Below are 24,778 nucleotides of genomic sequence, written 5' to 3' on the forward strand. Positions count from 1 at the left end.
GCGCATAGGAAAGGACACCCTCATGCACCCATGCGCCACGTACGTCCAGAGACCTGCCCATGGGAATGTGGCGGTTGAGCACGGAGCACCGGTGCCTTCCATGAATGGCCGCCTGGTGGGTATTCGGTCGAGCACCGCTCTTGAGCCCTGGCGCCGGTGGTGACAGCGATGCAGTGGACAGGTCCGAAATTCGCAGCACCAGTCCCCTTGTCCCCGTACCGTTTCCGTTTCCCCGGGACGGGCCGAACGACAACAGCGCGCGCACGTCTTCCGCGCCACGGGGGACGGCACCGTTCGCCCTCGCAGGCCCGGAGAGCATCGACCTCCGGGATCCAGGAAAATCAGCAACTACCGAGGAGACATTCATGTTCGCCCATTCCGACCGCCTTCCGACCGGGACTCCTCTCCCGAACGGGGTCGGCACACCGATTCCCTGGGGATTGCGACGCATGGCGCCGTACCCGAACACGGCGCCCTCTTACGCGCGCGTCGAGCTGGAGCCCGTAACACAGACGGCGCGGTATTTCGACGCCTCCGGACGGCCCGTGGAGATGCCGGGACACGGTACGAGCACGGGCACCAATCCGGCTACCAACACCGGTAATCCCTCGGACGGCGCGGGTCCCGGTGGCGCAGGCGGCGGAGACCAGGACACTGGGAACGACAGCGACCAATGAGCCGTCAGGGACCGGTACTGGTCGTCACCAACCTGGACGACCCGACGACGGACCTGGTGATCGATGAACTGCACGGCCGGGGCGTTCCGGTCGTGCGGTTCGATTCGGGCGACTTCCCCACCACGTTGTCCATCGCCGCCCGCATCACCTCCAGCGGCCTCCGCGGGGATCTGAGCACCCCGACCCGCAGCGCGGACCTGTCATGCATCCGCTCCCTCTACTACCGCAGGCCCTCCGGGTTCACCTTCCCGCATCTCGACGAGCAGACAGCGCGATTCTCGGTCACACAGGCGCGTTACGGTCTTGGAGGTGTCGTGGCCTCGCTCCCCGGCTGCCTCTACGTCAATCACCCTCATCGCATCGGCGACGCGGAGTTCAAGCCCTCGGGCCTCATCACGGCTGCGGCCGTCGGATTCCGCACGCCCCCCACCTTGATCACTTCGTCACCGACTGCGGCACGCGATTTCATCGAGACGCACGGACAGGTGATCTACAAACCACTCTCGACGCCGCTGTTCCGGATCGACGGAGTCTCCTGCACGGTCGAATTACGAGAAGTCACCGCGGAGGAGATCGACGATACAGTGGCGGGCACAGCCCACCTCTTCCAGCAACGCGTCGACAAGAGCGCCGACGTGCGCGTCACGGTGATGGGACACCAGGTCTTCGGCGTCCGCATCGAATCCGACCTGCTCGACTGGCGCACCGATTACACACAGCTCCGGTACAGCGTGGTGAGAACGCCGCCGGGCCTGCACGAGTCCCTCCACGCCTATCTCGACCACTTCCGGCTTGTCTTCGGAGCTTTCGACTTCGCCGTGGACCGTCAGGGGCGATGGTGGTTCCTGGAGTGCAACCCATCCGGGCAGTGGGCATGGCTGGAGCCGGAGACCGGGCTGCCGATGGTGGCGGCGATGGCGGATCTGCTGGAGAGGAAGGCAGCGTGGCGGGCGAGGAGCTGAGGGCACAACTCGTCAAGCGTCTGATCGACGCAGGGCAGCTGCGGAGCGAGACATGGCGCGATGCCGTGACGGCCGTCCCGCGTCACGCGTTCCTGCGCGGCGGCTTCTTCGAGGAGGTCCCGGGCTCCGCGCCCACGGCCTGGGCTCCGGTCGGGCCCGGCGATCCCCGGTGGCTGGAGCGCTGTTACGAGGATATCTCCCTCGTGACGCAGATCGCCGGGACGATCGTGCCGGGTGACATCCGCGGGCAGATCCTGCGCGCTCCCACCTCGTCGAGCACCATGCCCCGGCTGGTCGTCCGGATGCTGGAAGAACTCCAGGTCGAGGACGGCCGCCGGGTGCTGGAGATCGGCACCGGCAGCGGTTATTCGACGGCTCTGCTCTGCCACCGGCTCGGCGACGCCTTCGTGACCTCCGTCGAGGTGGACGCGGACGTGGCCGTCCGCGCCCGGACCGCCCTGGGATCCTGCGGGTTCGCACCGGACCTGGTCGTGGGTGACGGCCTGGCGGGGCACCCCGACGGGGCTCCCTACGACCGGGTGATCGCGACGTGCGGACTCCACACCGTGCCTCACGAGTTGATCGAGCAGACCCGGCCCGGCGGGATCGTCCTCGTCACGCTCTGCGGCTGGCTGTACTCCTCGGAACTGGCCAGGCTCACCGTTCGGGGTGACGGTACGGCGTCCGGCCGATTCCTCGGCGGCCAGATCTCCTTCATGCTCGCCCGGCCTCATCTGCCGCCGCCTCTCGGCTCGCTTCCGGACCTGGATTCCGGCGACGACCGTCCGGCCGCCGTCGGAGCCGAGGCGCTGCACGACTGGGACACCCGGTTCGTCGCCCAGCTCGCCGCTCCGCGGGCCCAGCGGGTGGAGCTCACCCGTGACGGGCGCACGGAACACCTGTTGCTCGACGTGGAGGCCGGGGCCTGGGCAGTTCTGTGGAAGGACGGCGGAACGTGGCGGGTCCGGCAGGGCGGGCCGGGCCGGATCTGGGACCGCGTCGAGGCACACGTCTCTCGCTGGCGCTCCTGCGGGGCACCGTCTCTGGACCGGTTCCGGATCGCCGTCGGCCCCGGTGGGACGTCGGTCAGCTGGCCGGAGGGCTGACGCCCGGCGCGGCACCGGGACGGCAGGGGCGGGACGGCCCGGCGCCACGGGGGGCGGGGGATCGCACCGGTCGCGCCGGTTCTCCGGGGCGCACGAGCACGGGGCGTACCGGCGTGTGCCGGGCCCGGCGGGGTTGTTCAGGCCGGCGACGGGAGGGCCGGGCCGGACGGGCGGCGGGAGCGGTCCCGGTCGCGTTCCCGCTCACGGGCGCGGACCAGGGATTCCTCCAGGCGGCGGAGGCGGGTGAGCTGCCGGTGACTGCCCCAGGCGCCGAGCGCGGCGATGACCAGCAGCGTGGCCAGCAGGAACAGGCCGGCCCCGACGGCCCCCTTGACGATCACGGCGAGCGCCGTGGCGATGCCCAGCGCGAGGAGGGGGAGGGCGAGCCAGGCGTGGCGCATCCGGTGGCGGCGGTGGACCAGGAGCCGGTACATGGCCACCCTCTCCCGCCGGCGCCGGGGGAGTTCCCCGTGACGGAGCTGCCGGTCGAGGTCGGCCACGGCCTCGTCGCTGATCCCCACGGCCCGGCCGTCGCGCCGCCGGTCGAACGCCAGCACGGCCGTGCCGACTGCGGTGAAGGCCAGGGTCCGCCCCAGCGAACCGGCCCAGGAGCCGCCGCCCGCGAGGGCGACCGCCGGCCAGGCCACCAGCAGGATGAGGAGCGCCTGCGCGCCCAGGTGCCGTTCGAGTCGTCGTGCCAGCTTCCGCATGACCGCGCGCCCTTCCCTGCTCGAAACCCGGACGTCCTCTCGGTGCCGGGAGGCGGCTTGTACGGATTCGTCTGCCCCCGTCCGCCGCCGCTATGGGGCAACGGTGCACTGGGAGGAGGATCGTGGCCGGATATGACCGGGGTCAAGGCTGCGCCACGAGTTCACCGGCGTCCGGCGCGGGGCCGGACCCCCGGCACAATGGCCTGGTGACGAGGGAAGACGCCGCCGGAGACGCGGACGACACGGCCACCGGCCAGGCCTGGGCCGCGCTCGGCGGCCCGCCGGAGTTGGCCGGAGAGGTCCGCTGCGCGACCGTCCCGGACGCCCTGCCCGCGCGGCTCCCGGTGCGTGAGCTGGCGCGAGCGGCCGTGGGCGTGTGCTCACTCGCCGCCGCCGAGCTGCTCGCCCGGCGCAACGGCTCCCCGCTGCCCGCGGTCCGGATCCACGAGGGCGCCGTGGCGACGGCCTTCACCAGTGAACGGCACCTGCGGATCGACGGGCGCGCCCCCGTCTCCTTCGCTCCCCTCTCCGGCTTCTGGCGCGCGGACGACGGCTGGGTGCGCACCCACGCCAACTACCCGCACCACCGCGCCCGCCTGCTCCGCGCGCTCGGCCTCCCGGACACCGGGGACGAGGCGGCGGACGCCGCACGGCTGGCGGCGGCGGTGGCCGCGCTCCCGGCCCGCACGGTGCAGGAGAGGGTCTACGCGGCCGGCGGGCTGGCGGTGGCCACGGCCCCGGAACGGCCGGCCCGGGCGGCGCGCGAACCGCTGCCGCTGGTGGAGACGGACGGCGACGAGACGCCCGGAACCAGGACCGGGACCGGGGCTTGGGCCGCGCCCCGGGCAGGGGCCCGGGCCGGGACACTCTCCGGGACCGGCGGGCGGGACGGGCGCGACGGTCCGGCGCGGCCGCTGCCCCCGGCCGAGCTGCCCGCCGACGGTGTCCGGGTGCTGGACCTCACCCGGGTGATCGCCGGTCCGGTCGCCACCCGCACCCTCGCGCTGCTCGGCGCGGACGTGCTCCGCGTGGACTCCCCCCGGCTGCCCGAGGACCCGGGCGCCCACGCCGACACGGGCCTGGGCAAACGCTCCACCCTGCTGGGCCTCGCCGTCCCGGCCGACCGGGAGACCTTCGGGGCGCTGCTCGCCTCGGCCGACATCCTGGTGACCGGTTACCGGCCCGGCGCGCTGGACCGCTTCGGCCTCTCCCCCGCCGCCCTGCGGTCCCGCCACCCCCGCCTGATCGTGGCCCAGCTCAGCGCCTGGGGGCGGCACGGGCCGTGGGCCGGGCGTCGCGGCTTCGACAGCCTCGTCCAGGCCGCGACCGGAATCGCCGCGGCGGAATCCGGGTCCGCCGCCGGGACCGGCGCGTCAGCCCCCGGGACCGGCACGTCAGCCCCCGGGACCGGGACAGCCGCCGCTGCGGCCGGAGGTGACGTCCGCCCGGGCGTGCTGCCCGCACAGGCCCTGGACCACGGCACCGGCTACCTGCTCGCGGCGGCCGTCCTGCGGGCGCTCACCGAACGCGAGCTGACCGGCCGCGGGCGCACCCTACGGCTCTCCCTGGCGGGCACGGCCTCCTGGCTGCTGCACGGCATCCGGCCCGGCGACCCGCCTCCGCCGACCACCGCACCGTACGACCCGGCCCCCTGGCTGACGGAGACGGACTCGCCCCACGGCACGCAGCGCCACGCCCTGCCCCCGGTCGGGTACGCGGGCGCGCCGGTGAACTGGCCCCACCCGCCGGGCCCCCTGGGGGCGGACCCGCCGCGCTGGGCCCCACGCACCGGGCCGTAGCAGGGAGGGCCCGGCGGGCGGCGGGCAGACCGGCCGGGACCGGGCATCCGCACGGCCGGCGGTATCCCCGGAGCGGTCCGCCCTCTCCCGCCACGGAACACATGGGGCTCACGGGGCCCAGGAGACGGAACCGCTGGGCCCCCAGGTGCGGTCCCCGCAGGTGACGACCTACGGATGGGGAGCGGGCGATTCATGACGGAGCGGACGGACGACGGGGCCCCCGCGGCGGCAGGGGAGGCCGCGCCCACCCGCCGGCCCCCGGGCCGTCCGGGACGGCGGTCCCCCGAGTGGCGCCGGGACGAGCCGGGCCGGGAGGGGGAGCCCGCGCGGCGGGACGCGCCCCGCGAACCGGAACCCGCCGCCGCCGACCCCGGACCCGGCACCGGACCCGCCACCGGAGCCGGCCCGGGCCCCGGCCCCGGCACGGAATCCGCCGACCACCCCGGCACGGAGCCCGCCCACCGCCCGCGCGCGGAGCTCGCCCCGGACCCCGGCACAGAGCCCATCCCGGCCCCCGGCACGGAGCCCGCCCCGGCTCCGGGCGGCACGGCACCCGGCGCGGGGGCGCCCGCCTCCGGCACCGGCGCGGGGGAGCCCGTACCGGCGTCCGCCGGACCGCGTCGCGCCCGGCGGCGCGGCCGGGTGCTCGCGGCATGCGCGGTGGTCACCGCCGGGCTGCTCCTCTTCCACCGCGCCGTGCCCAACTCCCCCGGCCGGCTGGCCAGCGTGCTGGAGGCGTTCCTGCCGTGGCTGGGTGTGGTGATCCTGGCGCTGTTCGGCCTGGCCCTGCTGCGGCGCTCGGCGCTCGCCGCGGCCGCCCTGGTGCTTCCCGTGGCGGCGTGGGCGTCCCTCTTCGGCGGGCTGCTGCTGCCCGGGGAGCGGGGCGGCGCCCGTGAGCTGCTGGTGGTGCAGCACAACGTGAGCGACGAGAACCCCGATCCGGCCGGCACCGCCCGCGCCCTCGCCGCCGCCGCGCCCGACCTCATCGCGCTTCAGGAGGTGGTCGACCCGGCCCGGGAGGTCTACGCACGCACCCTGGCCGCGGACTATCCCCACCACACCGTCCGGGGAACGGTCGGGCTCTGGTCGAAACACCCGCTGACCGGCGTCCGGGCGCTGGACATCAAGCCCCGGAGCATCACGGAGGGGTGGAACCGCGGGCTGCGGGCCGTGGTCGCCACCCCGCACGGCGAGGTCGCCGCGTATGTCGCCCACCTCCCGTCGATCCGTCTCGGCGCGGGCGGCCTGGCCTCCGCCCGGCGGGACGAGAGCGCCGGGCTGCTCGGCGAGGCGCTCGCCGCCGAGGAGGTGGAGCGCGTGATCCTGCTGGGCGACCTCAACGGCACGGCCGAGGACCGCGGCCTGGCCCCGCTGACCTCGCGGCTGGAGGTGGCGGAGCGGGGCTTCGCCCTGAGTTTCCCCGCCACGTTCCCCGTCGTCCGGATCGATCAGGTCATGGCCCGGTCGGCGGCCGTCGCCCGCGTCCGCACCCTGCCCGCCACCGGCAGCGACCATCTGCCGGTGGCGGCCAAGGTGGTGCTGAGGTGAGGGGCGTGCCCGCGTGGACGGGTCGGCCCTGGGAAGCCGGCCCCCGGCCCCCGGCCCGGTGCTCTGCCCGCGTCCCGGGGGCCGTGCCCGTGCGGTGTGCCGGCGTGCGGTGTGCCGGCGTGCGGTGTGCCGGCGTGCGGTGTGCCGGCGTGCGGAGCGCGTGCGGGACGGCCCCCGGATCCCGGCCTCCCGCCGCGCGCCTCCGCCCCGGCGGGTGAGGAAACCACCGCCGGGCGGCACCGTGCCGCTGCCCGGGGCCGTGGTCCCCAGGTCCTGCCCCGGCCCCGGCCCGGGCCGGGCCGGGCCGGAAGAGCCCTACGCTGCCCCCGCCAGGGTGGCGACCAGCACCGCCTTGATGGTGTGCATCCGGTTCTCCGCCTCGTCGAAGACCACGGAGTGCTCCGACTCGAAGACCTCGTCGGTGACTTCGAGCGAGGTCAGGCCGTAGCTGTCGTGGATCTCGCGGGCCACGGCCGTGCCCAGGTCGTGGAAGGCGGGCAGGCAGTGCAGGAACTTGACGTCCGGGTTGCCCGTCGCGGTGAGGACGTCCGCCGTGACGGCGTAGGGGCGGAGCAGCGCGATCCGCTCGTCCCACACCTCCTTCGGCTCGCCCATCGACACCCAGACGTCGGTGGCGACGAAGTCCGCGCCGCGGACACCCTCGGCGATCTCCTCGGTGAGCGTGATCCGGGCGCCGCTCCCGGCCGCCAGCCGCTCCGCCTCGGCGACGACCTCCTCGGCCGGCCACAGCGCGCGGGGGGCGACGACGCGGACGTCCATGCCGAGGAGCGCCCCGGTGACGAGGTAGGAGTTGCCCATGTTGCAGCGGGCGTCGCCCAGGTAGGCGTAGGCGATCTCCGGCAGCGGCTTGGCGCAGTGCTCGGTCATGGTCAGGACGTCGGCGAGCATCTGGGTGGGGTGCCACTCGTCGGTGAGCCCGTTGTAGACGGGGACCCCGGCGTGGGCGGCCAGTTCCTCGACGGTGGCCTGGCCGTGGCCCCGGTACTGGATGGCGTCGAACATGCGGCCGAGCACCCGCGCGGTGTCCTTGACGGACTCCTTGTGGCCGATCTGCGAGCCGGAGGGGTCGAGGTAGGTGGTCGAGGCGCCCTGGTCGGCGGCGGCGACCTCGAAGGCGCAGCGGGTGCGGGTGGAGGTCTTCTCGAAGACCAGGGCGATGTTCCGCCCGCGCAGCGCGGGGGTCTCGGTGCGGTCCCGCTTGGCGGCCTTCAGCTCCGCGGCCAGCGCCAGCAGATGGCGGAACTCCTCGGCGGTGAGGTCCAGTTCCTTGAGGAAGTGGCGGCCCGTGAGGTCTGTCGCCATGGGAGGGCTCCTCGGTCGCTACGGTCACGGAGGGGGCGCGGAGGCGCGCCGGACGGCCGCATCCGGAAATCTATACGGCAAGCCGCATCACTATACGACGCGCTCGGGCAGCCGCGGAGCGCGGGCCGCGGTTCCGGCCCCCTGCCCCGTACCGGTCACGCCCGGGGCGCCACCGGGTCCCGCTCCACCGGGCAGCTCATGCAGCGCGGGCCGCCCCTCCCCCGCCCCAGCTCGCTGCCGGGGATCTCGATGACCTCGACCCCGTGGTCCCGCAGATAGGCGTTGGTCGTGGAGTTCCGCTCGTAGGCCACGACGACGCCCGGCTCGACGGCGAGGACGTTGCAGCCGTCGTCCCACTGCTCGCGCTCCGCCGCGTGCCCGTCCTGCACGGGGGTGAGCACGCGCAGGGAGTCCAGGCCGAGCGCGGCGGCCACGGCGCGGTGCATGTGCTCCGGCGGATGGTCGGTGACCTTGAGGTCGCGGTCCTCGGCGCCCGGCTCGATGGTGTACGAGCGGAGCATGCCCAGACCGGCGTACTGGGTGAAGGTGTCCCCGTCGACCATGGTCATCACGGTGTCCAGATGCATGAACGCCCGGCGCTTCGGCATGTCGAGGGCGACGATGGTGCGGGCCGAACCGGCCGCGAACAGCCCCCGGGCGAGGGATTCCACGGCCTGCGGGGTGGTCCGCTCGCTCATCCCCACGAGCACCGCGCCGTTCCCCAGGACCAGCACGTCACCGCCCTCGATGGTGGAGGGGTGGCCCCCCTCCCCCGCGGACCAGACGCGGAAGCCGCCCGCCCGTTCCCCGTGGAAGAGCGGATGGTGCCGGTAGACGGCGGCGAAGTGCACGGCCTCGCGCTGCCGTGCGGGCCAGCGCATGGCGTTGATCGCCACCCCGTCGTAGATCCACGCCGAGGCGTCCCGGGTGAAGAGGTGGTTGGGGAGCGGGGCGATCAGGAAGTCGTCCGGGTGCATCACATGGAAGGCGACCGAGGTGGGCTCGGGGTACCGCCGCAGGAACTCCCGCTTGGTCATGCCGCCGATCAGCACCGCCGCCAGCTCACGGCCGGGCAGCTCGTCGAAGAGCGCGCGCAGCGGGCCCGTCGCCAGCGGGCCGTACTCGCGTTCGTCGAAGGTGCGGTCGAGCACCATCTCCCGGGCGGGCGGCAGGTCCAGGCTCTCGCCGAGCAGATCCTCGAAGAGGTGCACCTCGACGCCGCGCCCGCGCAGCACCTCGGCGAAGCCGTCGTGCTCCTCGCGGGCGCGGCGCCCCCAGAGCAGTTCGTCGAAGAGAAGGGTGTCCTTGTTGCCCGGGGTGAGCCGCGTCAGCTCCGTGCCCGGGCGGTGCAGGATGACCCGGCGGAGCCGTCCCGCCTCGGAATCCACGTGGAACGCCATGCTCCCATCCTCGCCGAGGCGGGCCGTCGGTGCCGTCACCCTTCCCCCGCTTCCCCGCACGGCGGCGTGCCATGCGCGGGAACGCGCGGAACACGATCACCGGCCGGAAGCGGCCCCCCGGATGGCCGGAACCCCGCCCCGGGCCCCGGAGCGGCCCGGGGGGCGACGCGGCGCCGCCCGGGGGACCGCGCGGCATGGCACACACGTCCGGGCCACCGGGCCGGAGCCCGGGCGGGTGACCGCCGCCCGGGAGGACTCCCGCCGGCGGCCGGGCGCGGTCATCCCGTGGCCAGGCCGCGGGCCAGCGAAGCGATCCCCTCCGGGCCGACCCGGCAGCAGCCCCCGATCAGCCGCGCGCCCGCGTCCCGCCAGGCCCGGGCCCGCTCCGGGGCGAAGGTGGCCGCGCCGCGCCAGGCGCGGGCCGCGGCGTCCCAGCCCTCCCCGCTGTTGGGGTAGACGACGACGGGCAGGCCGGTGACCTCCGCCGCGAGGGCCACGGCGGCGTCCGCGTCGGCGGGGTCGCAGCAGTTGACGCCCACCGCCACGGCCTGCCCGCTCTCCGCCGCGAGCCGGAAGGCGTCCGCGAGCGGCTGCCCGGCCCGGGTGGTCCCGCCGGCGACGGTGTACGAGAGCCAGACCGGCAGCCCCGTGCCCCCGGCGGCGGCGAGCAGCGCCTCCGCCTCATCGGTGTCGGGGACCGTCTCCAGGGCCAGCACGTCCGGGCCGGCCTCCGCGAGCGCCTCGATCCGCGGCCGGTGGAAGCGCTCCAGCTCCCGCACGCTCAGCCCGTAACGGCCGCGGTACTCGGCGCCGTCCGCGAGCATCGCCCCGTACGGGCCGACGGACGCGGCGACGAAGGCCTGGCGCGGGGTGGTCGCGGGCCCGGCGGCACGGCGCTCCGGCCCGCCGGCGGACCCGTCCGGCCCGCCCGGCCCGTCCGGCCCGCCGGTGCCGCCGGCCCCGTCCTCCGTGTGCCGTTCGGCGGCCCGGCGCGCCAGCCGGACGCTGCGGCGCAGCAGCGCGGCGGTCTCCGCCCGCCCGGTGCCGCGCCGGGCGAACCCCTCGAACGTGGCCTGGTAGCTCGCGGTGATGAGGACCTGGGCGCCGGCCCGGAGGTACGCGGCGTGCGCGGCCTCGATCTGCTCCGGCGCGTCGGCCAGCAGCCGGGCCGACCACAGCGCGCCGGAGAGGTCGCAGCCCTGGGCGGCGAGCTGGTTGGAGAGGCCACCGTCGAGGACGAGCGGCGGCCCGCCGGCGAGCGCCGCCGCGAACGGCCCGCCGGCCGGCCGGCCGGAGGGAAGGGACATGGGCGGGCACCTCACTTCTCGGGGACGGGACGGGGAACGGGAACGGGAACGGGACGGCACAGGGAACGGGACGGAGCAGGCAGACCGGGCCCCGGGACGCACGCCACGCCCCGTACGGTCCCACGCGTGTCCCGTGCGGCCCCGCACGCGTACCGCCGCGCCGTCCCGGCAAGATGGCCACCATGGATCTCCGAGTTTTCACCGAGCCGCAGCAAGGCGCCTCCTACGACACCCTGCTGCGCGTGGCCCGGGCCGCCGAGGACCTGGGCTACGGCGCCTTCTTCCGCTCCGACCACTATCTGCACATGGGGGACGTCGACGGCCTCCCCGGGCCGACCGACGCCTGGACCACCCTCGCCGGCCTGGCCCGGGAGACCAGCCGCATCCGGCTGGGCACCCTGATGACCGCGGGCACCTTCCGCCACCCCGGTGTGCTCGCCATCCAGGTCGCGCAGGTGGACCAGATGTCCGGCGGCCGGGTCGACTTCGGGCTGGGCGCCGGCTGGTACGCCGACGAGCACACCGCCTACGGCATCCCGTTCCCGAAGGAGAAGTTCGGGCGGCTGGAGGAGCAGCTGGAGGTCATCACCGGGCTGTGGTCCACCCCGGTCGGTGAGCGCTTCTCCTTCGACGGCCGCTTCTACCAGCTCGCCGACTCCCCCGCGCTGCCGAAGCCGGCCCAGGAGAAGGTGCCGGTGATCGTCGGCGGACGCGGCCCCCGGCGGACCCCCGCGATCGCCGCGCGCTTCGCGGACGAGTTCAATCTGCCGTTCGTCCTGCCCGACGAGACCGCGGAGCAGTTCGGCCGGGTCCGCGCCGCCGTCGAGGCCGAGGGCCGGGACCCGTCCTCGCTCGTCTACTCCAACGCCCTGGTGATCTGCGCCGGGCGGTCCGAGGCGGAGGTCACGCGGCGGGCCGAGGCCATCGGGCGCGACGCGGCGGAGCTGCGGGAGAACGGGCTCTGCGGCTCCCCGGCCGAGATCACCGAACGGATCGGCCGGTACCGGGAGGCCGGTTGTGAGCGGATCTACCTGCAGTTCCTGGACCTCTCCGACCTCGACCACCTGGAGCTGGTCGCCACCGAGGTGAAGCCGCAGCTCGGCTGAGGACGGTCCCGGGGGTTCCGCGCGGCAGGACGGCGGCGCCCCCGGGGTGGTCTCCCGGGAGGGCGCCCCGGGAACGGGCCCGGGAAACCACCCCGGGTGACCGGCCTCAGGACGGCCTCAGGACGGCCAGGCCGCCGGGTCGGAGCGCGGCTGCTCCAGCTCCTCCAGCCGGCGCAGCAGTCCGCCGACCTGGTCCCCCGACTCGTCCACCGCGTCGATCACCTCCATGCAGTACCAGTAGAAGCTCTCCACCTCGGCGCTGCACGCGATCCCGACCAGGGCGATCCCCACCTCGCCGAGGAGCGCCCCCAGTCCGATGAGCACCCGCCGCCGGTCGTGGACGTCGGAGAGGCGGGCGGCCCGTGTCGCGCCCGCCCGGCGCGCCGCCTCGGGGAGCGAGCCGCGCAGCCGGGCGCCCGCCTCGCTGAGGCCGCGGGCCTCCGTCTCGAACTCCTGCGGACCGTAGAGCAGGAGGTGGGTCCCCACCGCCTCCGCCAGCGCCTGGGCCTGCCATGCCTCGGCCACGATCTCCTGCGGGGCTCGGGCCCGAGCGAGGCCGTGCCGGGTGTCCTCGATCAGCCGAGCTGCGTCCATGGGGCCACCTCCTTCCCTGGCGCGGTTCCGCTGCCATCACCTAGAGTGATGTTCACTTACCCAGAAGACCAGGGTTTTCCTGAATCTCTGGACAATAGCTCCCCTTTTGATGGGGAAATTGCTACACAGCGTAGCGGCCGCGGAATCAGCGCTCCGTTTCGTCCCGGGTCGCCCCTTCCGGCCCGGCGGCCCGCGCGGCCCGCTCCGGCCGCCGCGCCCCCTCCGGCCGGCTCCCCGACTCCGGCCGCTCGGGCACGGGGAACCGCAACTCGTTCCGCTCGATCTTGGCGGCGAGGGCCGCGGCCGGGTCCACCCCCAGCACGGCACAGAACTGCACCAGATACGCGAGGACATCGGCGACCTCGTCCGCCACGCGGTGCGCGCGCTCCGGGTCCGCCATCACGGCCGCGGACTCCTCCGGCGTCAGCCACTGGAAGATCTCCAGGAGTTCGGACGCCTCGACACTCAGCGCCGCCGCCAGGTTCTTCGGCGTGTGGTACGGCTCCCAGCCGCGGGCGGCGGCGAAGCCGGCGAGCCGCTGCCGCAGCGCGGTGAGGTCAGGGCCGGTCCCCGGGATCTCGGTCACCCTCCAGGTTGTACCACTCATGCCGCCCCGGCCCGGGGCCACCGCCCCCGCCTCCCCACTTCACCTGCCCCTGCCCCTGCCCCCGCCGGCGCCCGGCGGAGGGGCGGGCCGGGGCACTCCGGCCACCCGGCGGGCCGTCCCTGGACGTCAGCCCTGGACGTCAGCCCTGGGCGGCGACCGCGGAGGCCGCCTCGGCGACCTCCGTACCCGCCGGGGTGAGCAGGAAGACGTCCCGGTCGACCCGGTGCATCCCGGCCGCGAGGCCGAAGACGACGCCGCTGGAGAAGTCCAGGATGCGCTTGGCGACGTCCTGGTCCGCGCCGGTGAGATCCAGCAATACCGGGACCTGGGACATCAGATGCTCGGCGACATCCCGCGCGTCCGCGAAGATCTGCACGCGCAGCACGACGAACCGCCGCGTGTCGGCGGCCGGTTCGGGCTCCGGCTCCGGCATCGCGGGGCGGCCGCCGGGCCACGTGGGCCAGTCGGTGTCCCCGCGCAGCGGGACCACCTCGGCAAGCCCCTCCCACTGCTGATCAGTGACGTCGTGACGGCCGTTCACCTGACCTCCTCGCGGGTGGGCTCGTAGGCATCGTTCTTGCCCGGGAGCGGGGAAATACACATTCACCGACCCTAGTCCGAACCACTGACAGCCGGGGCGAAGCCGCACAAGCCACCCCGGACGAGCAGCCGTTCGCCACGGATCCGCCCCGATTGTGCCGCGCCACCCCGCCGCGGCGGAGCCCGTGGCGCGCCGGGCGTGTCCTCCTCAGCCCGGCCCACCCCGGCCCGGCCCGCCCCGGGCCGCGCCCCCGAAAACGCGCGGACCGTCTTGGCTGCGACCGGCCGGACATGACGACGGGGCCGCCCGCCGGCCGGAGCCCTGGCCGGCGGACGGCCCCTGTTCCCCGCGGGCGCGAGCCCCGGGTGCGTGTGCGCGGTGCGGCTCCGCCGCCCTCCGCGCCCCTCCTGCATCCCCCGTGGTTCCACGGCGTCACAGCGCTCGCGGTTCCCGCGAACGCCCGCGGCGTTTCTAGCAGCGCTTCCAGACGAGGTCGTACGTCGCGCCGGGAACCTTGCTCGACTCCATCGCCATGAAGCTGGTCGACTTGTCGGCCGACGTCCCCGCGTCCACCCGCAGCTCCGTGTTGATGTTCAGGTTCCGCTGCTGCCCGCACGGGGCCCAGACGACCTCGCCCGCGGTCTCCCTGATGCGCCACTCGGAGTCGTACGGGCCGGTGAACGTACGGGACTTGACCGCCACGTCCGAGGAGCCCTGGAAGTAGTACTGCGACTGCTGGAGGGCGCCGGCCCCCTTCTCCAGGTGCCCGAAGCCGCGGTGCTCCGCGCCCGTGACGGCGTACGTCCACCCGGAGGGAACCTTCACGTCCAGGCTGAGCTGGCAGTTCTTACGGAAGTCGGTCGGCTCGGCGCCGACGCCCACCTGCGCGAGGTAGGAGCTGTAGCTGACGGTCACGGACGAGTTCCCGGGGGACACGGTGGCCGAGGCGGTGCCCGCCGGGCAGCCGGAGCCGTTGACCGTCACGATGCTGACGCGCGCCGCCTCCGCGGGTACCGCGGCCTCGGCGGGCACCTCGTCCGCCGCGCCCTGGCCGGCCAGCAGGGAGCCGAACAACGCCGCGGCCACTCCGCCCGCGGCAACAACACCAGACATGGTTCTCCAATCGGGTCGTGCGGGTCCGGCGCGCCATCCCGGCGCCGCCCCGGTGAGATCTGCGTGCCGGGCCACGGCGATCCGGGCTCTCGGCCGACTCGGTTCCGGTTCTCGGCGCGCGGCACTCCCGTGGCCGCTGCGCGCGAGTCCGCCGGCCCGCGGGAGTACTCCGGGACGGTCCGTCCCGGAGAGGGAGACGCCAACCGCGGGGGGCGGTGAAGAACGGCCACGTCAGGGGGCAGGCGGGGGTGAGGCACGCCCGGCGACGCGCCGGTGTGGGAGCGCTCCCATAGTAGGGACGGACACCCCGTCACGGAAGACGCGTGACACCCCGGCTTCCACCGGTCCGCCGGCCGGCCGGAACCCGTTCCGGTCCTCTCCTCCCGTCTCCCCCACCACCCCGCCTCCCGGCCGGCGCGGCCCCGGGCCACCGCCCCGCACCCCCTCCCTGCCCCGTCCGGCGGACCCCGGGGCCGCGCCGGCCGGGCGTCCCCCGTACGCTCTGGTTTCGTACCGCCGCGCGCGGCAAGACGGCGCCATGAGGCCGTCACTCACCACCCCCGGGGCCCCCGTGGCCCGTGACCGGCGGCCGGGTGCCGCCCGGCAGGGCCCCTCGCGGGGTGCGCCCCTGCCGGGCGCCCCCTCCTCCGGCGGACGGGACCGCCGGCGCAGCGGGGACACCGGGGCGGTGGCCCGCCCCGGGAAGCCGACCGCCTGCGGACTGGAGGCCAGCACCTATGGACGGGACGATCCTCGCGGCATCGGGGGACGCGGGAGGTATCGCGGGGTGGGTGACCGGCCTCGTCGAGGCGATGGGCGGGCCGGGCGCCGGTCTGGCCATCGCGCTGGAGAACCTCTTCCCCCCGATCCCCAGCGAGGTGGTGCTGCCGCTGACCGGCTTCGCGGCCGGCCAGGGGGTGCTCAGCCTCTTCTCCGCCATCTTCTGGACGACGCTGGGCTCGGTGGTGGGCGCGGTGGCGCTCTACGGGATCGGCGCGCTGTACGGACGGGACCGGCTGCGCCGGTTCTGGGCCAGGCTGCCGCTGGTGAAGGTCTCCGACCTGGACCGGACGGAGGCGTGGTTCGCCAAGCACGGCACGAAGGCCGTCTTCTTCGGCCGCATGGTGCCGGTCTTCCGGAGCCTGATCTCCGTCCCGGCGGGTGTCGAGCGGATGCCGCTGCCCCTCTTCCTGCTGCTGACCACGGTGGGCAGTCTGCTGTGGAACGTGGCGCTGATCATGTCCGGGTACGTCCTCGGTGACCAGTGGCACCTGGTGGAGCGCTATGTCGGCGTCGCCTCCAAGGTGGTGCTGGCCGGCTCGGTGGTGGCGCTGGTGGCCTACGTGGTCCTGCGCGTCCGGCGGCGCAGGCGGGGTGGGAACACGCACGGTGACGGCGCCGGGGACGGCGGTGACGACGGTGGGGACGGCGGCCGCCGCCGCAGCACCGCCGGCACCGGCTGACGGCCGCGGCGCCTCCCGGGCCGCGTCCCGGGAGGCCCCCGCCGGCCCCCGGACACCCCGGGCGGCCCCCGGAGGACGAGAAGAGGCCGCGAACCGGTACTGAACGCCCGGATCGCGGCTACCCGGGCAACGGGCCCGAGCGGCCGGTGGTGGTGCGACGGGGCCGGGCCGCGCCGTCCCGGGCGCATGCGCGTATCCGCGCCCTGGCGTGCACGCCGGTCCGCGCGCCGTGACGGAGCGGAGCCCGCGAGGGAGAGCGGCGGGGACGACGGGCGGGGCGCCGGCTCCGGGAACATCGCCGGGGACCCGCCTGTTAGGCTAGTTGAATCATAAACAATCAAGGCGACCCACACGATCAGCCTCCCGACCCCCGGAGGGACACCATGCAGTTCGGGATCTTCACCGTCGGCGACGTCACCCCCGACCCGACCACGGGCCGGGAGCCGACCGAGCACGAGCGCATCAAGGCGATGGTCACCATCGCGCTCAAGGCGGAAGAGGTCGGCCTGGACGTCTTCGCGACCGGAGAGCACCACAACCCGCCGTTCGTGCCCTCCTCCCCCACCACCATGCTGGGCTGGATCGCCGCCCGCACCGAGCGGCTGATCCTCTCCACGTCCACGACGCTGATCACCACCAACGACCCGGTGAAGATCGCCGAGGACTACGCGATGCTCCAGCACCTGGCCGACGGCCGGGTGGACCTGATGATGGGCCGCGGCAACACCGGTCCGGTCTACCCCTGGTTCGGGCAGGACATCCGCCAGGGCATCCCGCTGGCCATCGAGAACTACGCGCTGCTGCACCGGCTGTGGCGCGAGGACGTGGTGGACTGGGAGGGACGGTTCCGCACCCCGTTGCAGGGCTTCACCTCCACCCCGCGCCCGCTGGACGGCGTGCCGCCGTTCGTCTGGCACGGCTCCATCCGCAGCCCGGAGATCGCCGAGCAGGCCGCCTACTACGGCGACGGCTTCTTCGCCAACAACATCTTCTGGCCCAAGGAGCACTTCCAGAAGCTCATCCGGCTCTACCGGCAGCGGTACGCGCACTACGGTCACGGCACGCCGGAGCAGGCGGTCGTCGGCCTGGGCGGCCAGGTCTTCATGCGGCGCAACTCCCAGGACGCGGTACGCGAGTTCCGGCCGTACTTCGACAACGCGCCGGTCTACGGGCACGGTCCGTCGCTGGAGGAGTTCACCCGGGAGACGCCGCTGACGGTGGGCAGCCCGCAGGAGGTCATCGAGAAGACGCTGACCTTCCGCGACTCCTTCGGCGACTACCAGCGCCAGCTCTTCCTGCTGGACCACGCGGGCCTGCCGCTGAAGACCGTGCTGGAACAGCTCGACCTGCTCGGCGAGGAGGTCCTCCCGGTGCTGCGGGAGGAGTTCGCGAAGAACCGTCCGGCCTCCGTGCCCGAGGGGCCCACCCACGCCGCACGCGTCGCCGCGCGGGACGCCGCCCCGGCGGCGGACGGGACGGCAGCCGCCGCCACACCCCAGGAGGTGACCTCGTGACCCGGGACAGGACCCAGGCCGTGACCCAGGAGGCGGCCCGGCCGCTGACGCTGGCCGTCGTCTCCGCCGGGCTGTCCACCCCCTCGTCCACCCGGCTGCTCGCCGACCGGCTCGCGGAGGCCACCCGGCAGCGGCTGGCGGACGGCGGGCAGGGGCCGGTCGAGGTCCGCGTGGTCGAACTGCGCGACCTGGCAACGGACATCGCGCACAACCTCGTCACCGGGTTCCCCGGCGCGGAGCTGCGCGCGGCCGTGGAGACGGTCACCGGGGCGGACGCACTGATCGCCGTCACACCGGTCTTCGCCGCCTCCTACAGCGGGCTGTTCAAGTCCTTCTTCGACATCCTGGAGCCGGAGGCGCTGGCCGGGAAGCCGGTGCTGGCGGCCGCGACCGGCGGCACCGCCCGGCACTCCCTCGTGCTCGACCACGCCCTGCGCCCGCTCTTCGGCTACCTGCGGGCGCTGACCGTGCCGACCGCCGTGTTCGCCGCCCCGGAGGACTGGGGCGGCACGGGCGACGCCTTCACCGGTTCGCTGCCCGGGCGCGTCGACCGGGCGGCGGGCGAGCTGGCCGCGCTGCTGGCCGGCCGCCCGGCCACGGGCGGGCCGTCCGCCGCCGGCCCCGTCGCGGCCGGCGGGGCGCCCGGCGAGACCGGGGAGACCGGAGGGACGGTGCGCGCCGCGGACGCCGGCCCGTCCGATCCGTACGACGAGGCGTCCGTCGTCCCCTTCGCCCAGCAACTGGCCGCCCTGCGCCCGTAGCGGCCCCGCCGCCCCGCCCCCGCCGGGGCCCCCGCCGCGGTGCCGGTCCCGTGACCGGCGCCGTGGCGGCCGGAGGCGGGGAACGACCCGCCCCGGCAGGCCCGTTGCCCGCCCGCGTCCCGCCGCCCCGCGCCCCGCGCGGGGGGCCGGGGGCGCCCGGACCGGTTCACCGCCGTCGCGCGCGGGGAGCCCGGGGCTCGGCGGCGGGCACGTACTTGTAGCCCACCCTGCGGACGGTGACGATCCGCTGCCGGTGCGCGGCGCCCAGTTTGCGGCGGAGCCGCGCCACATGGACGTCCACGGTGCGCCCGTCCCCGATATGGCTGTGCCCCCAGACCATCCGGACGAGCTGCTCCCGGGACCACACCCGGTGCGGATGACGCACGAGCTGCGCCAGCAACGCGAACTCCAGGTACGTCAGATCGAGTTCACGGCCGTCGATTTCGGCGATGTGGCGTTCGGTGTCCACCCGGACCGGCTCGTACGGATCACCGGCCGGGGGCTCCGGTTCCAGCGGCCCGGCGTCCTCGCCCCCGGCGGGCGCCGCGGTGACCTCGGCGTCCCCGGTGACGGCCCGCTGGAAACGGGGGCGGAGACCGGTGGCGGCGAAGAGCGAGACGGGGTCGACGCTCTCCGGCAGCAGGACGAGATAGCCGACCAGCGGGGAACCGTCACCGGCGGTGGCCGGGCCGTTCCCCTCCTCGGGGACGAGAGCGAGCCCGGCCGGAAGTCCCGGCTGGTGGTGGCGGTGCGGGAGGACGGTGAGGGGGGCGAGGGTCTCGGGCAGCGGGGCCCGGAGCGTCGGTGCCACGGTCATGGCGGCGGTCCTTTCCCTGGAAGGGCGGGCGGACAGGGGTTCACAAGGGGCCGGGAAGCGGTGCGGCCGTGCGTCACCGCGGTGATCGGCGGGGAGCGGCGGTGAGCCGCGCGGGGCCGGTGACACGGGCCGGCGGCGGAACCCCGGCCGCGGAGGACCGCGTACGGGGGACGCCACGGGAGCCGCGGGCGGGCCCGCCGGAAGGGCGAGCGGCGCGGCCGGGGCCGGCAGGGACCCCGGGGCGCCATCGCTTCAGGCGCGCCGGCAGACGGCGCTGGCGACGCGACGAAGGTCGACGTACCGGCGCCGGACGAGAGGCTCCTGCGGACGAGGCATGGTCACCATGCTGCGGGCACCCTCCACGGAGGTCAACCGCTTTCCCTACATTTTCAGTAGGGTTTGTGACCGGATTCACCACCGGGCAGCGGCGGACCACGCGCCGGGGGCGGCCGGGGGCCCGGGTCCGCCCGCGCCCGGTGGCCGCCCGTCGCGCCTCCCCGGCCGTTCGGGCGCGCCGCGACCGCCCCGCCCCCGGCCGCGGGCGCCCGCTGGGCGATAATGCGCCCATGCGGATCTCAGCCAAGGCGGACTACGCCGTGCGGGCCGCCCTGCAACTCGCCTCGGCGGGCCCCTCCCAGCCGCTCAAGGCGGAGGCCGTGGCCGAGGCGCAGGAGATCCCGCACAAGTTCCTGGAGGGCATCCTCGGCGACATGCGCCGGGGCGGCCTGGTGCAGAGCCGGCGCGGCGCGGGCGGCGGTTACCGCCTGGCCCGCCCGGCCTGCGACATCACCGTCGCCGACGTCATCCGGGCGGTGGAGGGCCCGCTGGTGTCGGTGCGCGGGGTGCGGCCGCCGGAGCTGTCGTACACCGGGCCTGCCGCGTCCCTGCTGCCGCTCTGGGTCGCGCTGCGGGTCAACGTCCGCGAGATCCTGGAGGGCGTGTCGCTCGCCGACATCGTCTCCGGCCGGCTGCCCGCCGAGGTCTCCACCCTGACCACGCACCCCGCGGCCTGGACCAACCCCTGAGCCACCGGCCCCTGGGCCACCGGCCGCCCGCGAGCCCGGCCTGACGCCGTGTCACCGGAGCGCGGCGGCCCCTCGCCGCCGCCCCGGCCCGGCGCGCCCGGTCACACACGCCGCGCCGCGCAACGGCCACCGCGGCCAGGAGCGCCCGCACCCCGAATGACCCCTTCCGCGCCGCCCGCGGGCCCGCCCGTCCGCCCAGCCGGGTTTTCCCTGTATTTCAGTAGGAAAAGGCTTTCCCCGGTCGGTACGGCGAGAGCCGCCGCACCGACCCACGGCACCCCCGTCCCGCCAGGCCCCGGAGCACGCGGTCCACGAGCCCGGGTCCGGTCATGGGTGACCCCGGGGACGGGTCCACGCCACCGCCCGCGAACAGGAAGGACCGCCACGACGGGCGGGCCCTGCCGCGGCGCACGAACCGCCGCCTCCCCCGGGCCGCGACGATCCTGAGCGCCGCCGAACGGCCCGCGCGGAATCCGCCGCCGCGGGGTGTGCCACGCCTCACCCCGGCGCCATACTTACCAGTCGGTATGGTGCACGCGACGGCCCACGCTCAGGAGGCTTCATGTCACAGACCAACCGCCAGATCCGCCTGGCCGCCCGCCCCGTGGGGGAGATACGCCCGGAGGACTGGGAGCACGTCACCGTGGCCGCGGAGGAGCCGGGTGACGGGCAGTTCGCGGGCCGCACCCGCTTCATCTCCCTGGAACCCGCCATGCGCGGCTGGCTCGACGACCGGCCCTCGTATCTGCCGCCCGTCGGGCTCGGCGAGGTCATGCGGGCGGTCTCGGTGGTCGAGGTCACCGCGTCCCGGCACCCCGGTTACGCGCCCGGTGACCACGTCGTGGGCCCCTTCGGCGTGCAGGAGCGGGTCGTCTCGGACGGCAGGGGCGTCCACAGGGCCGACCTCGGCCTCGCCCCCGCGCCCACCCACCTCGGCGCCCTCGGGATGTCCGGCATGACGGCCTACTTCGGGCTGCTCGACGTGGGCGCCCTGAAGGACGGCGAGACCGTCGTCGTCTCCGGCGCGGCCGGCGCGGTCGGTTCCGTCGCGGGCCAGATCGCCAAGGCCAAGGGGTGCCGGGTGGTCGGCATCGCCGGCGGACCCGAGAAGTGCGCCCTGCTCACCGGCGAGCTGGGCTTCGACGCCGCGATCGACCACCGCTCCGGGAACGTGCGCGGCGCCCTGCGCAAGCACGTCCCGGACGGCATCGACGTCTACTTCGACAACGTCGGCGGCGCGATCCTCGACGCGGCGCTCACCCGTCTCGCGCTCCGCGCCCGCGTGGTGATCTGCGGGGCCATCAGCCAGTACAACACCACCGAGGCGGTCGCCGGGCCGGCCAACTACCTGGCGCTGCTCGTGCGCCGGGCGCGGATGGAGGGCTTCGTCGTGCTGGACTACGCCCGCCGGTTCCCCGAGGCCGCGTCGGAGCTGGCGGGCTGGATCGGGGACGGCCGGATCACCGTCCGGGAGCACGTGGTGAAGGGCGGGGTGGACGACTTCCCGGAGACCCTGGGGATGCTCTTCCGGGGCGAGAACACCGGCAAGCTCGTGCTGGAGATCGCGTGAGCGCCGCCGGGGAGCCCCCGGAGGGCGCCGCACCGCCGCTGACCGGGCGGGTCGCCGTCGTCACCGGTGGCGCGTCCGGGCTGGGAAGGGCCACCGCGCTGACGCTGGCGGCGGCCGGCGCCCAGGTGGTCGTCGCCGACGTGGACACGGCGGGCGGCGCCGAGACGGCCGAGCGGGCCGGCGCGGGCGGCCACTTCCTCGCCTGCGACGTCTCCGACCCGGACGCCAACCGGGCCCTGGTGGAGTTCGCCGTGGAGCGCTGCGGAGGCGTGGACCTCGCGGTCCTCAACGCCGGGGTGGCGACGGGCTGCGGCATCGGCGAGGACTTCGACCTGGCCCGGTACCGCCGGGCCATGGGGGTCAACCTCGACGGAGTCGTCTTCGGCACCCACGCGGTCCTGCCCGCGCTGCGTGCCCGCGGCGGCGGCGCGATCGTCGCGACGGCCTCGCTGGCCGGGCTGACGGCGGTGCCGTTCGACCCGCTCTACGCGGCGAACAAGCACGCCGTGGTGGGGCTCGCCCGCTCCCTGGGCCCGGCGCTGGCCCCGGAGGGCATCCGGTTCAACGCCGTCTGCCCGGGGTTCGCCGAGTCGCGGATCATCGAGCCGATCCGCGGCCTGCTCGCCGGGCAGGGGGTGGAGATCATCCCGGCGGAGACCGTGGCGGAGACGGTGCTGCGCATCGCCACCGGGGGCGGCTCCGGGGAGTGCTGGTTCATCCAGCCGGGGCGCGAGCCGGAACCGTTCCGCTTCCGCAACGTCCCCGGCCCCGGCCCCGGACCCGGCGGCCGGGCGGCGGAACCGGGCGGCTGAACGGCGCGTCCGGCTTCTCCGTCCGCGGACGCGCGGGCCTTCGCGCGCCGGGACCCCGCCCGCCGGGGTCCCGGCGCCTGTCCGGCGCACCCCGTGTCCGGCTCCCCCGGTGGGCGCCTACCGCCGGTTGCGCCGTTTGACGGCGTACGCGCCGCCCAGGCAGGCGGCGGCCACGAGCAGCAGGACGAGCGCCGCCGTCAGCCCGCCGGGCAGGGTGGACCCGCGGGCGAGAGGGAGCGCCCCGCCGTCCTGGAACGGGCCGTACGCGGCGAGGAGGGCGCCGAACTCGGTGTGCGGGATCGGGCTCATGGGAGTTCCCCCTTCGAAGCGGTCGGTGCCGTGCGGGACCCGGGTGGCGCGGGCGCGGGACTGGCCGAAAGCATATGAGCGGAATGGGACATTCCACACTCAAGGCGACTGAGCGGCGGAGGGTTCCGGCCCGGGCCTCCCACCGCGCACCGGTGCGCGCTCTCCGCACCGGGCCGCCGGCCGCAAGCCGCGACGGCGCGCCCCCGCCTCCCCGGCGGCCCGCGGTGGCCGCCCGGGGCGGCGGCCACAGGGGGACGGGCAGAGGGGGACGCGAACGGGCAGCCGGGGGCCGGGAACGATCAGGAACGGTCCGTCATGCCGGCCCACCCGAGCGCGGGAAACGAGCACTCCAGCAGGCACGGCAACCGTTTTCGGCCTTTCCCGCCGCGGCGGCCCGGACCGTACCGTCTCCCCGCCCTGACCGGCCTAGGATTCTACGCGCCTGTAGAGAAACCGCGCGGCCCACGGCATCTCCCGGCGCGGGCAGGCGCCCCCCTCAGGAACCACACGCATGCCAAAGGAGTGAACGCCACGATGGTGTTCAAACGACTGCTCGGCTCGCTCGGCGTGGGCGGCCCCACCGTCGACACGGTCCTCGACCCGGGCCCCGTCCGGCCCGGCGGCCGGCTCACCGGCCAGGTCCATCTGAAAGGCGGCAACGCCGACTTCGAGATCGAGCACATCACGCTGGAACTGGTCGCCCGGGTCGAGGCCGAACACGACGGGGGCGAGAGCGAGGGCACGGTCGTCTTCGACCGGTTCACCGTCGGCGGCGGCTTCCGGCTCGGCGCGGGCGAGGAGCGCGCGGTGCCGTTCGGCGCTGCCCTGCCCTGGGAGACCCCGGTCACCGAGCTGCACGGCCAGCCCCTGGGCATCGTGCTCGGGGTGCGCACCGAACTGGCGGTGGCCGGCGCGAAGGACAAGGGCGACCTGGACCAGCTCACCGTCGCCCCGCTGCCCGCGCAGGAGGCGATCCTGGAGGCCCTGGGCGGGCTGGGCTTCGGCTTCAAGTCCGCCGACCTGGAGTACGGGCACATCGGCGGCACCGGCCAGCAGCTCCCCTTCTACCAGGAGATCGAGCTCACCCCGGCGCCGCAGTACGCGCACCAGGTCAACGAGATCGAGGTGACCTTCCTCGCCGGCCCGGCCGGGATGGAGGTGGTCCTGGAGGCGGACAAGCGGGGCGGTTTCCTCTCCCCCGGCCAGGACGCGCTGACCCGCTTCACCGTCGGCCACGACGACAACCGCGACTGGCCGGCCGAGGTGGACGGCTGGATCCGCCGGCTGGTCGAGAACCGCGCCGCGTACGGCTCCCCGTACGGCGCCGCGCCGGGCTACGGGCACGGCGACCCGTACCACGCCGGCCACGCTCCTTACGGGGGTCACGGCCACGGCCACGACGGCCACCACGGCGGCGGGCGCTCCGGCCCCGGCGTGGGCACGGCCGTCGCGGCGGGCGCGGCGGGCCTCGCGGTGGGCGTCGTCGGCGGCATGGTGGCGGCCGAGGTGGTCGACGAGGTCGGGGACTTCTTCGAGGGCGAGGAAGACGAGGGCGACGAGGGCTGACCGGACGCCCGTCCGGGGCCGGCGGCCCGAACGCCGGCCCCGGTCGGCCCGGACGCCGCTGACGGCCCCGGCAGCCCCGGCAGCCCCGGCGAACAACGTCCGCCGGGGCGGAACTCCGGCCACCGCCCGGTAGTTCCTACAGAGTTGT

General features: G+C 75.2%; 24 protein-coding genes. 13 read left to right on the forward strand and 11 right to left on the reverse strand.

Annotation, left to right across the window (positions count from 1 at the left end):
- The first annotated feature begins 365 nt into the window (after nucleotides 1-365).
- Genes tgmA through tgmC form a run of 3 tightly spaced genes read left to right on the forward strand, consistent with a single transcriptional unit; the run spans nucleotide 366 to nucleotide 2,745 of the window.
- Nucleotides 366-677 carry a putative ATP-grasp-modified RiPP gene (gene tgmA / locus HCK00_RS11800; RefSeq protein WP_168101794.1) on the forward strand — a complete coding sequence of 104 codons (312 nt, stop codon included), beginning with the start codon at nucleotides 366-368 and terminating at the stop codon, nucleotides 675-677.
- Nucleotides 674-1,639, forward strand: a complete 966-nt coding sequence (gene tgmB, locus HCK00_RS11805) for an ATP-grasp ribosomal peptide maturase (protein WP_168101795.1) — start codon at nucleotides 674-676, stop codon at nucleotides 1,637-1,639. Before tgmA ends, tgmB begins: the two co-directional genes overlap by 4 nt.
- Nucleotides 1,621-2,745, forward strand: a complete 1,125-nt coding sequence (tgmC, locus tag HCK00_RS11810) for an ATP-grasp peptide maturase system methyltransferase (RefSeq protein ID WP_311765273.1) — start codon at nucleotides 1,621-1,623, stop codon at nucleotides 2,743-2,745. The genes tgmB and tgmC overlap by 19 nt, the downstream gene beginning before the upstream one ends.
- Nucleotides 2,746-2,882: 137 nt before the next feature.
- On the opposite strand, the gene HCK00_RS11815 is transcribed toward tgmC, so the two are convergent.
- Nucleotides 2,883-3,455: a hypothetical protein gene (locus HCK00_RS11815; protein ID WP_168101797.1), complete on the reverse strand. Its 573-nt coding sequence runs from the start codon at nucleotides 3,453-3,455 to the stop codon at nucleotides 2,883-2,885.
- A 206-nt stretch (nucleotides 3,456-3,661) separates the two neighbouring features.
- Between HCK00_RS11815 and HCK00_RS11820 the strand changes: the two genes are divergently transcribed.
- Together HCK00_RS11820 and HCK00_RS27570 are read left to right on the forward strand one after the other, a co-directional pair.
- A complete protein-coding gene (locus HCK00_RS11820) occupies nucleotides 3,662-5,254 on the forward strand; it encodes a CoA transferase (RefSeq protein ID WP_311765274.1) in 1,593 nt (530 codons plus the stop codon).
- Nucleotides 5,255-5,896: 642 nt separating this feature from the next.
- Nucleotides 5,897-6,802: an endonuclease/exonuclease/phosphatase family protein gene (locus HCK00_RS27570; protein WP_311765283.1), complete on the forward strand. Its 906-nt coding sequence runs from the start codon at nucleotides 5,897-5,899 to the stop codon at nucleotides 6,800-6,802.
- A 315-nt stretch (nucleotides 6,803-7,117) separates the two neighbouring features.
- Here the strand turns inward: HCK00_RS27570 and argF are convergent, their stop codons facing one another.
- The 3 genes from argF to mmuM all read right to left on the reverse strand — a co-directional run bounded on the left by argF (nucleotide 7,118) and on the right by mmuM (nucleotide 10,832).
- Nucleotides 7,118-8,125 carry an ornithine carbamoyltransferase gene (gene argF, locus HCK00_RS11830; RefSeq protein WP_168101799.1) on the reverse strand — a complete coding sequence of 336 codons (1,008 nt, stop codon included), beginning with the start codon at nucleotides 8,123-8,125 and terminating at the stop codon, nucleotides 7,118-7,120.
- Nucleotides 8,126-8,280: 155 nt separating this feature from the next.
- Nucleotides 8,281-9,525: an arginine deiminase gene (locus HCK00_RS11835; RefSeq protein WP_168101800.1), complete on the reverse strand. Its 1,245-nt coding sequence runs from the start codon at nucleotides 9,523-9,525 to the stop codon at nucleotides 8,281-8,283.
- Nucleotides 9,526-9,803: 278 nt separating this feature from the next.
- Complete coding sequence (mmuM, locus tag HCK00_RS11840; RefSeq protein ID WP_168101801.1) at nucleotides 9,804-10,832, reverse strand: homocysteine S-methyltransferase; 1,029 nt, start codon at nucleotides 10,830-10,832, stop codon at nucleotides 9,804-9,806.
- Between the two features lie 182 nt (nucleotides 10,833-11,014).
- Between mmuM and HCK00_RS11845 the strand changes: the two genes are divergently transcribed.
- Nucleotides 11,015-11,938: an LLM class F420-dependent oxidoreductase gene (locus HCK00_RS11845; RefSeq protein ID WP_168101802.1), complete on the forward strand. Its 924-nt coding sequence runs from the start codon at nucleotides 11,015-11,017 to the stop codon at nucleotides 11,936-11,938.
- A gap of 117 nt (nucleotides 11,939-12,055) precedes the next feature.
- Here the strand turns inward: HCK00_RS11845 and HCK00_RS11850 are convergent, their stop codons facing one another.
- The 4 genes from HCK00_RS11850 to HCK00_RS11865 form a co-directional block, all read right to left on the reverse strand.
- Nucleotides 12,056-12,532: a DUF6099 family protein gene (locus tag HCK00_RS11850; RefSeq protein ID WP_168101803.1), complete on the reverse strand. Its 477-nt coding sequence runs from the start codon at nucleotides 12,530-12,532 to the stop codon at nucleotides 12,056-12,058.
- A gap of 145 nt (nucleotides 12,533-12,677) precedes the next feature.
- A complete protein-coding gene (locus tag HCK00_RS11855) occupies nucleotides 12,678-13,139 on the reverse strand; it encodes a nucleotide pyrophosphohydrolase (RefSeq protein ID WP_168101804.1) in 462 nt (153 codons plus the stop codon).
- Nucleotides 13,140-13,278: 139 nt separating this feature from the next.
- The gene (locus HCK00_RS11860; RefSeq protein WP_168101805.1) at nucleotides 13,279-13,680 is read right to left on the reverse strand and encodes a cell division protein SepF; all 402 of its coding nucleotides are present in this window, start codon (nucleotides 13,678-13,680) and stop codon (nucleotides 13,279-13,281) included.
- A gap of 471 nt (nucleotides 13,681-14,151) precedes the next feature.
- Complete coding sequence (locus HCK00_RS11865; protein WP_168101806.1) at nucleotides 14,152-14,793, reverse strand: DUF4360 domain-containing protein; 642 nt, start codon at nucleotides 14,791-14,793, stop codon at nucleotides 14,152-14,154.
- A gap of 737 nt (nucleotides 14,794-15,530) precedes the next feature.
- Between HCK00_RS11865 and HCK00_RS11870 the strand changes: the two genes are divergently transcribed.
- The 3 genes from HCK00_RS11870 to HCK00_RS11880 all read left to right on the forward strand — a co-directional run bounded on the left by HCK00_RS11870 (nucleotide 15,531) and on the right by HCK00_RS11880 (nucleotide 18,531).
- Nucleotides 15,531-16,256 carry a DedA family protein gene (locus HCK00_RS11870; RefSeq protein ID WP_168101807.1) on the forward strand — a complete coding sequence of 242 codons (726 nt, stop codon included), beginning with the start codon at nucleotides 15,531-15,533 and terminating at the stop codon, nucleotides 16,254-16,256.
- A 383-nt stretch (nucleotides 16,257-16,639) separates the two neighbouring features.
- Nucleotides 16,640-17,770, forward strand: coding sequence for an LLM class flavin-dependent oxidoreductase (locus tag HCK00_RS11875; RefSeq protein ID WP_168101808.1), 1,131 nt, complete (start codon nucleotides 16,640-16,642; stop codon nucleotides 17,768-17,770).
- Nucleotides 17,767-18,531 carry a CE1759 family FMN reductase gene (locus tag HCK00_RS11880; RefSeq protein WP_311765275.1) on the forward strand — a complete coding sequence of 255 codons (765 nt, stop codon included), beginning with the start codon at nucleotides 17,767-17,769 and terminating at the stop codon, nucleotides 18,529-18,531. The genes HCK00_RS11875 and HCK00_RS11880 overlap by 4 nt, the downstream gene beginning before the upstream one ends.
- Before the next feature lie 166 nt (nucleotides 18,532-18,697).
- Here the strand turns inward: HCK00_RS11880 and HCK00_RS11885 are convergent, their stop codons facing one another.
- Together HCK00_RS11885 and HCK00_RS28710 are read right to left on the reverse strand one after the other, a co-directional pair.
- Complete coding sequence (locus HCK00_RS11885; RefSeq protein WP_168101809.1) at nucleotides 18,698-19,348, reverse strand: winged helix-turn-helix domain-containing protein; 651 nt, start codon at nucleotides 19,346-19,348, stop codon at nucleotides 18,698-18,700.
- A 252-nt stretch (nucleotides 19,349-19,600) separates the two neighbouring features.
- Entirely contained in the window at nucleotides 19,601-19,693 is a 93-nt protein-coding gene (locus tag HCK00_RS28710) for a putative leader peptide (RefSeq protein ID WP_375781950.1), read from the reverse strand.
- Nucleotides 19,694-19,914: 221 nt separating this feature from the next.
- On the opposite strand from HCK00_RS28710, the gene HCK00_RS11890 reads away from it, so the two are divergent.
- From HCK00_RS11890 to HCK00_RS11900, 3 genes are all read left to right on the forward strand, one after another.
- The gene (locus HCK00_RS11890) at nucleotides 19,915-20,373 is read left to right on the forward strand and encodes an RrF2 family transcriptional regulator (protein ID WP_168101810.1); all 459 of its coding nucleotides are present in this window, start codon (nucleotides 19,915-19,917) and stop codon (nucleotides 20,371-20,373) included.
- A gap of 562 nt (nucleotides 20,374-20,935) precedes the next feature.
- Nucleotides 20,936-21,943 (forward strand): NADP-dependent oxidoreductase, encoded by a 1,008-nt coding sequence (locus tag HCK00_RS11895; protein WP_206320223.1) that lies wholly within the window; start codon nucleotides 20,936-20,938, stop codon nucleotides 21,941-21,943.
- The gene (locus tag HCK00_RS11900; RefSeq protein ID WP_168101811.1) at nucleotides 21,940-22,755 is read left to right on the forward strand and encodes an SDR family oxidoreductase; all 816 of its coding nucleotides are present in this window, start codon (nucleotides 21,940-21,942) and stop codon (nucleotides 22,753-22,755) included. Before HCK00_RS11895 ends, HCK00_RS11900 begins: the two co-directional genes overlap by 4 nt.
- 117 nt (nucleotides 22,756-22,872) lie before the next feature.
- On the opposite strand, the gene HCK00_RS11905 is transcribed toward HCK00_RS11900, so the two are convergent.
- Complete coding sequence (locus HCK00_RS11905; protein ID WP_168101812.1) at nucleotides 22,873-23,064, reverse strand: hypothetical protein; 192 nt, start codon at nucleotides 23,062-23,064, stop codon at nucleotides 22,873-22,875.
- Nucleotides 23,065-23,598: 534 nt separating this feature from the next.
- Between HCK00_RS11905 and HCK00_RS11910 the strand changes: the two genes are divergently transcribed.
- Nucleotides 23,599-24,630, forward strand: coding sequence for a sporulation protein (locus tag HCK00_RS11910; protein WP_168101813.1), 1,032 nt, complete (start codon nucleotides 23,599-23,601; stop codon nucleotides 24,628-24,630).
- Nucleotides 24,631-24,778: the final 148 nt, after the last annotated feature.

The organism is Streptomyces zingiberis (assembly GCF_012034935.1).
In the GTDB taxonomy this organism is placed as follows: domain Bacteria; phylum Actinomycetota; class Actinomycetes; order Streptomycetales; family Streptomycetaceae; genus Streptomyces; species Streptomyces zingiberis.